The sequence below is a fragment of the Micromonospora luteifusca genome (assembly GCF_016907275.1).
Taxonomy (GTDB): Bacteria; Actinomycetota; Actinomycetes; order Mycobacteriales; family Micromonosporaceae; genus Micromonospora; species Micromonospora luteifusca.
In genome coordinates, this window is the sequence record NZ_JAFBBP010000001.1 from 4,795,510 (window position 1) to 4,808,178 (window position 12,669).

Consider the following 12,669-nt stretch of genomic DNA (forward strand, 5'->3'; position numbering starts at 1 on the left):
CGGGCACCCGACAGGAATTGGGTCGGATCGCTGGTGCGGTGTGTCATCCCGGCGTGTGGTTGCCCGCCACGACTACGTTGCGGACGATCGGCCACCTCGGGTCGGCGTGCACACACGATGGAGGACGGTGTGGTCTTCAAGCGGCTCATGAAGGCGATGGGGGTCGGCGGCCCGTCGGTCGAGACGGTGCTGGCCAACCCGAACTGCCGCCCGGGCGGCCAGCTGGAGGGCCACATCCAGGTGATCGGCGGTGACCACCAGGTCGACATCGACCACGTGACTCTCGGCCTGGTCACCCGGGTCGAAGTCGAGAGCGGCGACAACGACTACGACACCACCCAGGAGTTCCACCGCCAGCAGGTCACCGGCGCGTTCCGGTTGGAGCCTGGGCAGCGCCACGACATCCCGTTCCGCTTCGACGTGCCGTGGGAGACACCGGTCACCGAGCTGTACGGGCAACACCTGCACGGCATGACGATGGGGCTGCGTACCGAGCTGGAGGTCGCCCGCGCGGTCGACAAGGGCGACCTGGACGCGGTGTCGGTGCACCCGCTGCCCGCGCAGGAACGACTGCTGGACGCGTTGCTGCGACTGGGTTTCCGGTTCGCCCGCGCCGACGTCGAGCGTGGGCACATCTATGGCGTACGGCAGACGTTGCCGTTCTATCAGGAGATCGAGTTCAACCCGGCACCGCAGTACGCCCGCTCGATCAACCAGTTGGAGGTCACCTTCATCGCCGATGCGCAGCAGATGCAGGTGGTGTTGGAGGTCGACAAGCGGGGCGGTGTCTTCAGCGAGGGTCGGGACGCGTTCGGCCGGTTCACGGTGGACCACGCCACCGCCGACCGCACCGACTGGACCGCCGAACTCGACAACTGGCTCCGCCAGTCCCTGACCCGCCGAGGCCTCTTCTCCTAACCCGCACCCCTCCCACCCCCTCCCACCCTCTCCCGCCCCCTCCGCCCCCCTTCTCCGGCGGTTGATCATGAGGTTATTGCCAAGAAACGCCGGGGCGGAGGGCAATAACTTCATGATCACCGAGGGCGGTGGGGTGGGGAGGGGGACAGGGGGAACTGGGTGGGTGGGGTTAGAGGTCCAGGAGGATTGTGCGGGGGCCTATGTTGGTGCTTTCCACAAGCATGTGGGCGCGGAAGCGGCCGGTTTCCACCGGTGCGCCGCGTTGGCGAAGGGCATCGACGACCGCCGTCACCAGTGGTTCGGCTACCTCGGCGGGGGCGGCTGCCGTCCAGCTCGGGCGGCGGCCCTTGCGCGCGTCGCCGTAGAGGGTGAACTGGCTGACCAGCAGGATCGGCGCCCCGGTGTCGGCGGCGGACCGCTCCTCGTCCAGGATGCGCAACTCGTGTACCTTGCGGGCCATCGTCTGTGCGGTCTGCTCGGTGTCGGTGTGGGTCACTCCGACCAGCACCAGCAGGCCATCCTCGATCGCTCCGACCACCTCGCCGTCCACGGTCACGCTGGCCCGCCCGACGGTCTGCACCACCGCGCGCATCAGCCCACCACCGACGCGCCGGCCGCGTTCAGCGCGCGCATCAGCGGATCGCCGGGATGCTGACGGCCCCGCCTGCCGCTCGCATCAGGCGGTCACCGGCTCGATGAAGCCGCGCTCCACCAGGTGCGCCACGATCGGTCCCGCCGCCTCGGCCATCTCGTCGGGCTCGACGTCGTGGGCCGCCGCGAGCAGAGCGAGCTGGTCGCGCAACGGCAGTCGACCGTCGGCGCCGCCGACCAGCGCCAGCACCAGCGGATCGATCTCCTCGGTCCAGCGCAGGCCGTGCGGCATCGCGAGGACCTGCCGGTCCACCGCCCAGCCCTCGTCACCCATGGTGGCCTCCTGCCGCAGTTGGAGCCCTTCAGCGGCCCGGTAGCGCTCGGCGAGCAACGCCTCGGTGTCGCGTACCCGCAGAAAGTCCTGGCGGTCGAACCAGGCGGCGATCTGATCGCCCAGCGGTGGCTGCACCCGCTGACGCAGCTCCTCCACGCGGACCACCGGGTCGGCGTGCCCACCCCGGCGCAGGGACACGATGCCGAAGCCGATCCCCTCCACCTTGTGCGCGTCGAACCAGTCCAACCAGGCGGCCATCCGCTGCGGGTCGGCGGTCTCGCCGACGTCGGTGAGCCACAGGTCGACGTACGCCATCGGGTCCGCCACCTCGCGCTGGATCACCCAGGCGTCCAGGCCGGTCCCGGCGAACCAGCCGGCCACCCGCTCGTCCCACTCCTCACCGGCGACGTGCACCCAGTTCGCCAGGTACTGCATGGTGCCGCCGTCGGTGAGCAGGCTCGGAGCGGCGGCGGCCAGCTCGGCCCCGATCGCGTCGCCGACCCTGCCGGAGTCGCGGTAGACGTGCGTGGTGGTGCCCGGGCCGACCACGAACGGCGGGTTGCTCACCACCAGGTCGAACCGCCGACCGGCAACCGGGGCGACCAGGTCACCGCGGAGCAGCTCCCACTCCTGACCGTTGAGGGCGGCGGTGGTCGCGGCGAAGCGCAGCGCCCGCTCGGAGAGGTCGGTGGCGGTCACCGACCTGGCGTGGGTGGCCAGGTGCAGGGCCTGGACGCCAGAGCCGGTGCCCAGGTCCAGTGCGGTCTCGACCGGTCGACGCATTGTTGCGCCGATCAGGGTCTGGGTGGCCCCGCCGATGCCGAGGACGTGCTCGGCGTGCAGCGGCCGGCCCGGCCGGGCGTTGGCCGAGACGTCGGCGAGCACCCACCAGTCGTCGCCGTACGGCTCAAGGTCGATGCCGGCACGCAGGCCGTCGCCGTACCGCTCGACCAGCCCGCCGGCCAGCGCCTCGTCCAGGCTCAGCGGCGCCAGTGCGGCGGCGACCGCCGCCTCCGGCTCGAGCTGGTCGCAGATGAACACCCGGATCAGGGTGCCGAGCGGGTCGCCGTCCTCGGTGGCGCGCAGCGCGGCCCGGTAGTCGTTGCGGGCGACCGCGGCGGTCGCCTGGGCGCCCAACCGCTCGGCGATGCCGTGGCTGGTGAACCCCGTCCGGGTCAGCGCGGTCCGCAGCGCGTCGACGCCAGCGGGGGAGAGCAGCATGTCGTGTTCGTCCACGCCGTCATCCTGCCACCGGCCGGGACGCGCCATCGGAGGCCGGCCGCAGACTCTCGGCCAACGCCAGATCGTCCACGAATTCGCCGTCGATCAGGAATTCGGCGGTGTGCCGGCCCTCGACGACGTAGCCGTGGCGTTCGTAGAGCCGCTGGGGACGTCCATGCCGCGCTGGACACGCTCGCACGACACCTGACGCCGCAGGCGCTCGCCCGCATGCGGACCACGCCTGGCTCACCACCTGCCGCCGACTAGTCCGGGGTGTCACCGTCGACGGTGGTCGTGTCTCCCGTCGTGGGCAGGGCAAGATGGCAGGCATGACGCTTGTGCTGCCCATCGACCCGGAGGCCAACCGGCTGCTGGAGCGCAGCCCGTTGGCCCTGCTCCTCGGCATGGTTCTCGACCAGCAGGTGCCGATGGAGAAGGCGTTCTCCTCGCCGTACGTGCTGGTGCAGCGGCTCGGCCATGAGCTGGACGCGGCGGAGCTGGCCGGGTACGACCCGGACGCGCTGATCGCCCTCTTCGCCCAGCCGCCCGCGCTGCACCGGTTTCCGAAGGCGATGGCGGCCCGGGTGCAGGAGGTCTGCCAGGTCCTGGTGGATCGCTACGACGGCGATGCGGCGTTGCTCTGGTCCGACGTCGCCGACGGGCCGGATCTGCTGCGGCGGGTCTCCGCGCTGCCGGGCTTCGGCAAGCAGAAGGCGCAGATCTTCGTGGCCCTGCTCGGCAAGCGGTTCGGGGTGACCCCGCAGGACTGGCGGGAGGCGGCCGGCGGATACGGCGACCCGGGCGCGTACCGGTCGGTGGCCGACGTCACCGACGCCGACTCGTTGCGCCAGGTGCGGGAGTTCAAGCAGCAGATGAAGGCGGCGGCCAAGGCGAAGACCGCCGACGGCTGACCCGCTCGTTCAGGCGGCGGTGGGGTGCGCGAGCGAGGCCAGTGCGCGTCGGACGTCGGCGAGTGACACGGTCGCCGAGTCGTCCAGGTCGGCCAGGCCGGCCTCGATCCACTGGCGCATCAGCGTGGTGACCCCGATGCCCCGGGCGTCGGCGGCGGCCCGCACCCGCTCGTAGGTCTCCAGCGGCAGCCGGACTGATCGGCTCACCATCGGCACGTCGGTGTCGGGGGTGGGGAGATCCACCGCCGGGCTCTCATCGATCAGCTCGGCGATCCGGTCGTCGCCGCTGTGGAACTGCTTGGTCGCGTCGTTACGGTGCATCGTCACGGCCTCCTCATCGGCGAGATCTCCGCATGGCCTCGTCGTAGCGCTTGGACTCGATGTCGCTCAACTCGCGGGCGGAGAGGATGTCCCAGTCGTTGTCGGTGCCATCGGCCTCGGCGAGCAGCACCGCCAACCGGCGGCCCCGACGGGCGGCGGCGTAGACCACCATCACGTCGTCGCCCAGATGGCGGATGACCCGTCGGGCGCTGTGCAACGCCTCCCAGACTTCCCCGGGCGTGACGTCGTAGACCCTCAGGTTGGCCAACGCCTCGTCGGTGAAGCTGAACCTGCTGCCCACGCCGCGGAGCGTACCACGGGCGTAACACGCAGTGGGATGAGTCGAATTTCGCTGATCACGGCTTCGCGGTGACAGGATGAGGCGTAATCCCCTCGAGGAGGTCCATGGTGAAGCGTCAGGCGTACCAGCCGATTCTGATCACCGACGCCTCGCGCAGCCAGGGTGATCAGCTCAACAGCCGTCAGCGCCGCTATGTCCTGATGATGGGCATTCGGGTGGCCTGCATCATCGTCGGCGCGATCCTGGTCGGTGCGAACGCCCCACTGCTCTGGCTTTGGCTGCCGTTGTGCGCCCTCGGCATGGTGCTCATCCCCTGGCTGGCCGTGCTGCTGGCCAACGACCGGCCGCCGAAGGAAGAGCACCGACTGGCCAACCGGTTCCACCGCCGGCACACGGACGACACCCCGCCGATGAGCCTCACCGCCGAGGAGCGCCCGCACAAGGTCATCGACGTCGAACCCTGACCCGCGAGCGGGCCAGGGTTCGACGGCCACGCCTGTGGGCGTGCGCCGACGGTCACGCCTGGCCGTGCGTCGACCGCTACGCCTGTGGTCGTGCGCCGACGGTGGAGACGGCCAGCGCCCCCAGGTCGGTGGCGCGGTTCAGTGCCGCGGTCGGGCTGGCACCGGCGAGCCAGGCGGTGAGCAGGCCGGCCGCGAAGGCGTCGCCCGCCCCGGTGACATCCATCACTGCCACCCGCCGGGCCGGAGCCACGTAGACCGCCGCGCTGCGGTCGACCCAGACCGCGCCCGCCGCGCCGCGCTTGACCACGACCCGCCGGGCCGTCGCCGACAGCGCCCGCCCCTGCGCCGCCGGGTCCAGCCCACCAGCCAGCACCGTGGCCTCGTCCGCGTTGACCAGCAGCAGGTCGACCTCGCGTACCCACGTCAGGAACGCCGCCGCGCCCGCCCGCCGCAGCGGCACCGCGGAGGCCGCGTCGACGCTGGTGGTGAGCCCGCGCTCGCGGGCGGCGGCCAACGCCCGCAGCCCCGCGTCGCGCGACCCGGCGTCCAGGAGGGTGTACGCGGACAGGTGCAGATGCCCAGCGTCGGGCGCCGCCGCGAGGGCCCGCTCGACGTGCGCGGCGCTCAGCAGCAGGTTCGCACCCCGCTGGCTGACCATGGTGCGCTCGTCGTCGGCGGCCAACACGATCACCGTGCCGGTCGGGTGGCCTTCGACTCGCTCGACTGCGCAGTCGACACCCGCCCGGTCGAGCTCGGCCACCCGGTCGCGCCCCGCGTCGTCGGCACCGACGGCGCCGACCAGCGTGACGTCCACCCGTTGCGCGGCGATCCAGGCCGCGGTGTTGGCGGCCTGGCCGCCGCCGCCGAGACTGATCTCGGCCGCGGTGTCCGAGCCGGCCGCGAGCGGCCCGGACAGCACGGCGACCACGTCCGTGATCACGTCGCCGACGACGACCACCCGGGCCGGTCGGGTCATACGGCGGCGGCGGTGTTGCGGGCCGCTGCGGCGACGGCGATCCGCGCGGCCAGGTCGGCGTTGCGCAGGATGATCCGGACGTTCACGGTCAGGCTCGCGCCCTCGGTGGCCGAGTGGAAGTGGGCGAGCAGGTACGGCGTCACGGCCTTCCCGGTAACCCCGTCGCGCTCCAGCAGGGCCAGGCCGTCGGCGAGCGTCCGGTCGTGCAACTCCGGGTCGAGTTGCTCGTCGACCGGCAGGGGATTGGCGACGAGTAGCCCGCCGGTGTGCACGGCGTGCTCGTCCCGGGCGGCGAGCACCGCGGCGACCTGCTCGGGCGAGTCCACCGACCAGTCCAGGTCGAAGCCGGCGTCGGTGAGGTAGAAGCCGGGGAACCGGCGGGTGCGGTAACCGACCACGGCCACCCCGAGGGTCTCCAGGCGCTCCAGCGTCGCGCCCACGTCGAGGATCGACTTGACCCCGGCGCAGACCACCGTGATCGGGGTCTGCGCCAGGGTGACCAGGTCCGCCGACTCGTCGAAGGTGTGCGCGGCCTCCCGGTGCACCCCGCCCAGGCCGCCGGTGGCGAACACCCCGATGCCGGCCGCGGCGGCCACCGCGCTGGTCGCGGCCACGGTGGTGGCGCCGTCCGCACCGGTCGCAGCCGCCACCGCGAGGTCGCGGACGGAGAGCTTGGTCACGCCGTCGACCGTGGCGAGCCGGGTCAGCTGCCCGTCGTTGAGGCCGACCACCAGCTCGCCGCCGATCATGCCGATGGTCGCCGGAACCGCCCCGGCGTTTCGGACCGTCTGCTCGATTTCCCTGGCCACCCGCAGGTTCTGCGGTCGGGGCAGACCGTGCGAGACAATGGTGCTCTCCAGGGCGACGACGGGCCGGCCGTCGCGCAGGGCTTCGGCGACCTCGGTGCCGTAGCTGATGTGAAAGTCAGTCACACGGGCACCGTACGGGGTTGGCCCCCAGCCGGCCTCAAGTGGACCCGGCCGTGATGACCTGCCAAACTTGACGGTTGGAGGTGCAGACGTGAGCACAGAGGTTCTCGAGCGTCCGGAGCTGAAGGACGCCGACACCGGTCCTGAGATGTTCCACTACGTCCGCAAGGAGAAGATCGCCGAGAGTGCCGTCATGGGCACCTTCGTCGTCGCACTTTGCGGCGAGACCTTCCCGGTCACCAAGGCAGCCAAGCCCGGTTCGCCGGTCTGCCCCAAGTGCAAGGAGATCTACGACTCGTACCGCGAGTGAACCTCGGCCGGTGTCCCGGCCGGCGACGTAGCCTGCGGCGGTGACCACCTCCACCGCCCTGCTGCTCGCCGACCTGACCGGGGTCGCGGTGTTCGCCGCATCCGGTGCCTCGGCGGCGGTGGCCAAGCGGCTGGACCTGTTCGGCGTCGCGTTCGTCGGGTTCGTGGCCGCCCTCGGCGGTGGGATCTTCCGGGACCTGGTCATCGACGAGGAGCCACCGCTGGCCTTTGCCGACTGGCGCTACGCGGCAACCGCCGCGATCACCGCGCTCGCCGTCTTCTGGCTGCACCCACAACTGGCCCGACTGCGCACCACCGTCCTGGTGCTGGACGCGGCCGGCCTGGCCCTGTTCACGGTGACCGGCACGCTCAAGGCACTCGACGCCCGGGTCCCGGCCGTCGGCGCCTGCCTGATTGGCATGCTCACCGCGATCGGCGGCGGGCTCGGCCGAGACCTGCTCACCGCCGAGATCCCGGTCGTGCTGCGCCGGGAGATCTACGCACTGGCCGCACTGGCCGGCTCCGTCACGGTGGCACTGCTCTACGTCACCGGGCAGATCGCTCCCGCACCGCTCACCGCGGCCGCCGTCCTGGTCTTCGGGCTGCGCCTGATCGCACTGCGTCGACGCTGGTCAGCCCCGGTGGCCATGCTGCGCCCGCCGCGTGCCGACGGAGCTGATCCACGCACCGACCGGGAGTGGTGAAGCAGCCGGCCGGCCCTTCGGCTGGGTCGGGATTGTGACCAGCGTGGCGTCGCCTGGGCCGTGGGGCCCGCGCTGGTTATGCTGAGTCGGCCTTCGCGGCAGCTTCTGCGCGGAGGCGTTTTCATGGGCGGCGGCACTCGTGGCCCTCGCCCGGGGTCCGCCATCGTGCGGTCGGAGAGGAGCTTCGCGTGGCAGCCCGGACGCCGGTGCTCGAGACGTTCCCGGCGCTACGCGCCTGGCAGCGCAAGGCCCTCGTGGAGTACCTGCGTCGGCGTACCGACGACTTCACCGCGGTCGCCACGCCGGGCGCCGGCAAGACCACCTTCGCCCTGCGGATCGCGGCCGAGCTGCTCGGTGACGGCACCATCGAAGCGGTCACCGTGGTCGCACCGACCGAGCACCTGAAGAACCAGTGGTCCGAAGCCGCGGCCCGGGTGGGCATCCAACTCGACGCCGCCTTCCGCAACGCGGATCTGCACTCCGCCGCCGACTTCCACGGCGCGGTCGTCACCTATGCCCAGGTGGGGATGGCCCCGCAGGTGCACCGGCGGCGCACCATGACCCGGCGCACCCTGGTCATCCTCGACGAGATCCACCACGCCGGCGACTCCCGGTCCTGGGGCGACGGAGTGAAGAACGCCTTCGAGCCCGCCGTACGCCGGCTGATGCTCACCGGGACACCGTTCCGCTCCGACGACAACCCCATCCCGTTCGTCAGCTACGAGCGGGGCGGCGACGGGCTGCTGCGCTCCCGCGCCGACTCGGTGTACGGCTACTCCGACGCGCTGCGCGACGGCGTGGTCCGGCCGGTGCTCTTCCTGGCGTACTCCGGGGAGACCCGCTGGCGGACCAACGCGGGCGAGGAGTTGGCCGCCCGCCTCGGTGAGCCGATGACGCAGGATCTGGTGGCGCAGGCGTGGCGCACCGCCCTGGACCCCGCCGGGGACTGGATGCCACAGGTGCTGCGAGCCGCCGACGCCCGACTCACCGTGCTGCGCAATGCGGGGATGGCCGACGCCGGTGGTCTGATCATCGCCACCGACCAACAGACCGCCCGCTCGTACGCCAAACTCATCGAGCAGGTGACCGGCGAGAAGGCCGCCGTGGTGCTCTCCGACGACCTGGGCGCTTCCGCACGGATCGCGACCTTCGCGGCGTCCGACCAGCGCTGGATGGTCGCGGTGCGGATGGTGTCCGAGGGGGTCGACATCCCGCGACTCGCGGTCGGGGTCTACGCCACCAGCGCCAGCACACCGCTCTACTTCGCCCAGGCGATCGGCCGGTTCGTGCGAGCCCGCCGGCCCGGGGAGACCGCGTCGGTCTTCCTGCCCAGCGTGCCGCACCTGCTCGGGTTGGCCAGCGAAATGGAGACCGAGCGGGACCACGTGCTCGGCAAACCCAAAGAGTCTGACGGTTTCGACGACGACCTGCTGGAACGGGCACAACGCGACGACCAGGCCAGCGGGGAGTTGGAGAAGCGGTTCGCCGCGCTCTCGGCCACCGCCGAACTGGACCAGGTGATCTTCGACGGGGCGTCGTTCGGCACCGCGGCTCAGGCCGGCACCCCCGAGGAAGAGGAATACCTCGGCCTGCCCGGCCTGCTCACCGCCGACCAGGTCTCCCTGTTGCTGACCAAACGGCAGGCAGCCCAACTCGCCGCCCAGCGCCGCCGAACCGCCGACGGGGCCGCTCAACCGGCCGCTGCGCCCACCGCGGCGCCCCCGGCACCCATGAGCGCCGCCCAGCGTCGCGTGGCGCTCCGACGCCAACTGAACGCTCTGGTGGCCGCCCGACACCACCGCACCGGCCAACCACACGGCAAGATCCATGCCGAGTTGCGCCGACTCTGCGGTGGCCCTCCGAGCGCCCAGGCCACCATCGAGCAGCTCGAGGAACGCATCGCCACCGTGCAGACCCTCTGACCCACCCGCCCCACCGGCACCGCCCTCGCGCCTGCCAGCGTTCTGCGTCTGGGCTGCGCCTACTTTGCGCGTTTCCGTTTCCGTCTCCGGCTTCCGTTTCCGTCCGCGCTGCGTCAGCTCTGCGCGCCTGCGCTGCGACTGGACCGCAGCGGGCCGGTTTACGGGTCGCGGCGGGTCCGGGGCCGGTGACCTGCGGATGCCCGTCCCGGTGGCACTCAGCCGGCCAAGATCGTGCCCGATCCAGGATCGAGTGGTGTCGGCGCCGGTGAGGCCACTACTTCATGGATCGAGCACGATCTTGGCGCGGGGCGCGGGGCGCGGGGCGCGGGGCGCGGGGCGCGGGGCGCGGGGCGCGGGGCGCGGGACGCGGACATGCGAGGCGCGAGGTGCGGGGCGTGGGCGTGCGGGGCGCGAGGGTGGACCTGCGAGGCACGGGCGGGGCGTGCGGGCGCGGGCGTGCGGGGCGGCGGGCGCGGGCGTGCGGGGGCGAGGTTGCGGCGGGCGCGGACACGCGGGGCGCGAGGTGCGGCGCGCGGACGTGCGAGGCGCGAGGTGTGGCGCGCGGGCGTGCGGGGCGCGAGGTGCGGGGCGCGGGTAGGAAAAAGCCGACCGGAGGCACCCACGGGGTGCCTCCGGTCGGCTATGTCGGTTTGCGGATCTAGTTCGCCATCAGATCGGCGCCACGCCAGCTGAAATCGGGCTCCGTTGCGAACCGCTCGGTGATCTTCACGAGATCCTCCGCGTACTTGTTCGCGTGGTGCCCGCAGAACACCAGCTCACTCCCACCCACCAGGGTGATCCGGAGCTTGCCGGCAGCATTGCAGCGGTCGCACCGTTCATCGGCGGCTGGGGGCGCCACCGTCTCGGGCGGCGGCGTGAGGGTCGAGTTCATCGCCTTCCTCCTCTGGTCGTCACCGATGAACAATCTCTTCGGTCGTTGCTCACCTATCGTGCAACACCCTTGCTAGGCAGTGCCTTCCCTGTGTGCCCGCGGGGGACCGAGGTCACACCTGGCAGGGACAGTGTGCCGTGCACCCAGGGTGCCACGTCAACGATCACATTCGTGCATCCAGACGATCACCATCTGGTGTTGCACACCAGGTGATCAAAACGACACGTTCAGTTGACGAAACCCGCTCAGTCCAGGTAATCCCGGAGGACCTGCGACCGGGACGGGTGACGCAGCTTGGACATCGTCTTGGACTCGATCTGCCGGATCCGCTCCCGGGTCACCCCGTAGACCTGGCCGATCTCGTCCAGCGTCCGCGGCTGGCCGTCGGTCAGGCCGAAGCGCAGGCGTACCACACCCGCCTCACGCTCGGAGAGCGTCTGCAGCACCTGCTGAAGCTGGTCCTGCAGGAGCGAGAACGAGACCGCGTCGACCGCGACCACGGCCTCGGAATCCTCGATGAAGTCACCGAGCTGGCTGTCGCCCTCGTCGCCGATGGTCTGGTCCAGAGAGATGGGCTCCCGGGCGTACTGCTGGATCTCCAGCACCTTCTCCGGTGTGATGTCCATCTCTTTGGCCAGCTCCTCCGGAGTGGGCTCACGGCCCAGATCCTGGAGCAGCTCGCGCTGTATGCGGCCGAGCTTGTTGATGACCTCGACCATGTGCACCGGGATGCGGATGGTGCGGGCCTGGTCGGCCATCGCGCGGGTGATCGCCTGCCGGATCCACCAGGTGGCGTACGTGGAGAACTTGTAGCCCTTGGTGTAGTCGAACTTCTCCACCGCGCGGATCAGGCCGAGGTTGCCCTCCTGGATCAGGTCGAGGAAGGCCATTCCGCGACCCGTGTACCGCTTGGCCAGCGACACCACCAGTCGGAGGTTCGCCTCCAGGAGGTGGTTCTTGGCCCGCTCGCCGTCACGGGAGATCCAGCCCAGGTCACGGACCATGTCCCGGACGAGCTTCTCCTCGCCCTCGTCGGCCGCACGCAGCCGCTCGGCGGCGTAGAGCCCGGCCTCGATCCGCTTGGCGAGCTCCACCTCCTGCTCGGCGTTGAGCAGCGGAACCTTGCCGATCTGCTTCAGGTACGCGCGAACCGAGTCGGCGGAGGCGGTCAGCTCGGCGTCCCGCCGGGCCTGCTTGAGGGCCTCGGACTCCTCGTCGTCCCACTCGAAGTCGTTGTCGGTCGCCGAGGCGGCGGCGTCGGTCTCGGCGGCCTGGGCCAGCTCCGCCGGCTCCTCGACCACCACGTCCTCGATCGCGGCGGCCAGTTCCTCCGGATCGATCTCGCCGTCGGCACCCTCGCCCTTGGCCTTGGTGCCGGCCTTGGCACCAGCGGCGGCGACCGTCGCCTTGGTGGCCCGGGTCGACTTGGTGGCCTTCGTCGGCGTGGCGGCAGGGCCCTCGCCGGTGGCCTTACGCGCGGCGACCTTGCGCGGCGTCGACGGCGCATCGTCGGCGGCGGGAGCCTGCTTCGGGGCCGGCGCGGCGGCCTTCTTGGTGGTCTTGGCGGTGGTGGCTCGGGACGCTGGCGTTGTCGAGCGGGCGGCAGCGACACGGCGGCGGGTGCTCGCCGAGCCGTCGACCACGACGGTCACTCCCGCCTCGGAGAGCGCCCGCAGGATCTTCTTGGCCTGCGCCGGAGTCACCTCGGCGGACTCGACGGTGCGCGCGAGCTGGGCCGACGTGAGCTGACCACCGGCGCTCTGCGCGTGGGCGATCAGGGTGTCGGTGAGCGAGCGAACGTCGGCGCCGGTCTGGCGGGGTTCTGTCACGAATGACCTTCCGGAGGCGAAGAGCGGGCACGGCCGGGTCGTCCGGC

At 71.4% G+C, this 12,669-nt stretch carries 15 protein-coding genes; 6 read left to right on the forward strand and 9 right to left on the reverse strand.

What is annotated here, in order from left to right:
* The first annotated feature begins 129 nt into the window (after positions 1-129).
* Complete coding sequence (locus JOD64_RS21885) at positions 130-918, forward strand: sporulation protein (RefSeq protein ID WP_204946181.1); 789 nt, start codon at positions 130-132, stop codon at positions 916-918.
* A gap of 169 nt (positions 919-1,087) precedes the next feature.
* Here JOD64_RS21885 and dtd read toward each other — a convergent pair whose 3' ends face one another.
* The 3 genes from dtd to JOD64_RS21900 all read right to left on the reverse strand — a co-directional run bounded on the left by dtd (position 1,088) and on the right by JOD64_RS21900 (position 3,263).
* On the reverse strand, positions 1,088-1,510 hold the full coding sequence (dtd, locus tag JOD64_RS21890; protein ID WP_204943920.1) for a D-aminoacyl-tRNA deacylase: 423 nt from the start codon (positions 1,508-1,510) through the stop codon (positions 1,088-1,090).
* Between the two features lie 84 nt (positions 1,511-1,594).
* Positions 1,595-3,079 (reverse strand): DUF7782 domain-containing protein, encoded by a 1,485-nt coding sequence (locus JOD64_RS21895; RefSeq protein ID WP_204943921.1) that lies wholly within the window; start codon positions 3,077-3,079, stop codon positions 1,595-1,597.
* A gap of 4 nt (positions 3,080-3,083) precedes the next feature.
* Entirely contained in the window at positions 3,084-3,263 is a 180-nt protein-coding gene (locus tag JOD64_RS21900; RefSeq protein WP_204943922.1) for a hypothetical protein, read from the reverse strand.
* Positions 3,264-3,384: 121 nt separating this feature from the next.
* Here JOD64_RS21900 and JOD64_RS21905 point away from each other — a divergent pair, with 121 nt between their 5' ends.
* Positions 3,385-3,975 (forward strand): HhH-GPD-type base excision DNA repair protein, encoded by a 591-nt coding sequence (locus JOD64_RS21905; RefSeq protein WP_204943923.1) that lies wholly within the window; start codon positions 3,385-3,387, stop codon positions 3,973-3,975.
* A gap of 9 nt (positions 3,976-3,984) precedes the next feature.
* On the opposite strand, the gene JOD64_RS21910 is transcribed toward JOD64_RS21905, so the two are convergent.
* Both JOD64_RS21910 and JOD64_RS21915 read right to left on the reverse strand, forming a co-directional pair.
* The gene (locus JOD64_RS21910) at positions 3,985-4,296 is read right to left on the reverse strand and encodes a YlcI/YnfO family protein (RefSeq protein ID WP_074318058.1); all 312 of its coding nucleotides are present in this window, start codon (positions 4,294-4,296) and stop codon (positions 3,985-3,987) included.
* A 13-nt stretch (positions 4,297-4,309) separates the two neighbouring features.
* The gene (locus JOD64_RS21915) at positions 4,310-4,597 is read right to left on the reverse strand and encodes a hypothetical protein (RefSeq protein ID WP_204943924.1); all 288 of its coding nucleotides are present in this window, start codon (positions 4,595-4,597) and stop codon (positions 4,310-4,312) included.
* A 104-nt stretch (positions 4,598-4,701) separates the two neighbouring features.
* On the opposite strand from JOD64_RS21915, the gene JOD64_RS21920 reads away from it, so the two are divergent.
* Positions 4,702-5,061 carry a DUF3099 domain-containing protein gene (locus JOD64_RS21920; RefSeq protein ID WP_181518647.1) on the forward strand — a complete coding sequence of 120 codons (360 nt, stop codon included), beginning with the start codon at positions 4,702-4,704 and terminating at the stop codon, positions 5,059-5,061.
* Between the two features lie 76 nt (positions 5,062-5,137).
* Here JOD64_RS21920 and JOD64_RS21925 read toward each other — a convergent pair whose 3' ends face one another.
* Both JOD64_RS21925 and JOD64_RS21930 read right to left on the reverse strand, forming a co-directional pair.
* Entirely contained in the window at positions 5,138-6,037 is a 900-nt protein-coding gene (locus JOD64_RS21925; RefSeq protein WP_204943925.1) for a carbohydrate kinase family protein, read from the reverse strand.
* Positions 6,034-6,969 (reverse strand): pseudouridine-5'-phosphate glycosidase, encoded by a 936-nt coding sequence (locus tag JOD64_RS21930; RefSeq protein ID WP_204943926.1) that lies wholly within the window; start codon positions 6,967-6,969, stop codon positions 6,034-6,036. Before JOD64_RS21930 ends, JOD64_RS21925 begins: the two co-directional genes overlap by 4 nt.
* Before the next feature lie 88 nt (positions 6,970-7,057).
* On the opposite strand from JOD64_RS21930, the gene JOD64_RS21935 reads away from it, so the two are divergent.
* The 3 genes from JOD64_RS21935 (at position 7,058) to JOD64_RS21945 (ending at position 9,901) form a co-directional block, all read left to right on the forward strand.
* Complete coding sequence (locus tag JOD64_RS21935; RefSeq protein ID WP_007456912.1) at positions 7,058-7,276, forward strand: DUF3039 domain-containing protein; 219 nt, start codon at positions 7,058-7,060, stop codon at positions 7,274-7,276.
* Between the two features lie 40 nt (positions 7,277-7,316).
* Positions 7,317-7,979, forward strand: a complete 663-nt coding sequence (locus JOD64_RS21940) for a trimeric intracellular cation channel family protein (protein ID WP_204943927.1) — start codon at positions 7,317-7,319, stop codon at positions 7,977-7,979.
* 188 nt (positions 7,980-8,167) lie between these two features.
* Positions 8,168-9,901, forward strand: a complete 1,734-nt coding sequence (locus JOD64_RS21945) for a DEAD/DEAH box helicase (RefSeq protein WP_204943928.1) — start codon at positions 8,168-8,170, stop codon at positions 9,899-9,901.
* A 658-nt stretch (positions 9,902-10,559) separates the two neighbouring features.
* Here the strand turns inward: JOD64_RS21945 and JOD64_RS21950 are convergent.
* On the reverse strand, positions 10,560-10,793 hold the full coding sequence (locus tag JOD64_RS21950; RefSeq protein ID WP_007456919.1) for a DUF7455 domain-containing protein: 234 nt from the start codon (positions 10,791-10,793) through the stop codon (positions 10,560-10,562).
* A gap of 245 nt (positions 10,794-11,038) precedes the next feature.
* Complete coding sequence (locus tag JOD64_RS21955; RefSeq protein ID WP_204943929.1) at positions 11,039-12,622, reverse strand: RNA polymerase sigma factor; 1,584 nt, start codon at positions 12,620-12,622, stop codon at positions 11,039-11,041.
* Positions 12,623-12,669 lie beyond the last annotated feature (47 nt).

Excerpts from the sequence above, each read along its gene's own strand:
- dtd (WP_204943920.1), bottom strand. The coding sequence starts at position 1,510 with ATGCGCGCGGTGGTGCAGACCGTCGGGCGGGCCAGCGTGACCGTGGAC.
- JOD64_RS21905 (WP_204943923.1), top strand. The coding sequence starts at position 3,385 with ATGGCAGGCATGACGCTTGTGCTGCCCATCGACCCGGAGGCCAACCGG.
- JOD64_RS21910 (WP_074318058.1), bottom strand. The coding sequence starts at position 4,296 with ATGCACCGTAACGACGCGACCAAGCAGTTCCACAGCGGCGACGACCGG.
- JOD64_RS21920 (WP_181518647.1), top strand. The coding sequence starts at position 4,702 with ATGGTGAAGCGTCAGGCGTACCAGCCGATTCTGATCACCGACGCCTCG.
- JOD64_RS21925 (WP_204943925.1), bottom strand. The coding sequence starts at position 6,037 with ATGACCCGACCGGCCCGGGTGGTCGTCGTCGGCGACGTGATCACGGAC.
- JOD64_RS21950 (WP_007456919.1), bottom strand. The coding sequence starts at position 10,793 with ATGAACTCGACCCTCACGCCGCCGCCCGAGACGGTGGCGCCCCCAGCC.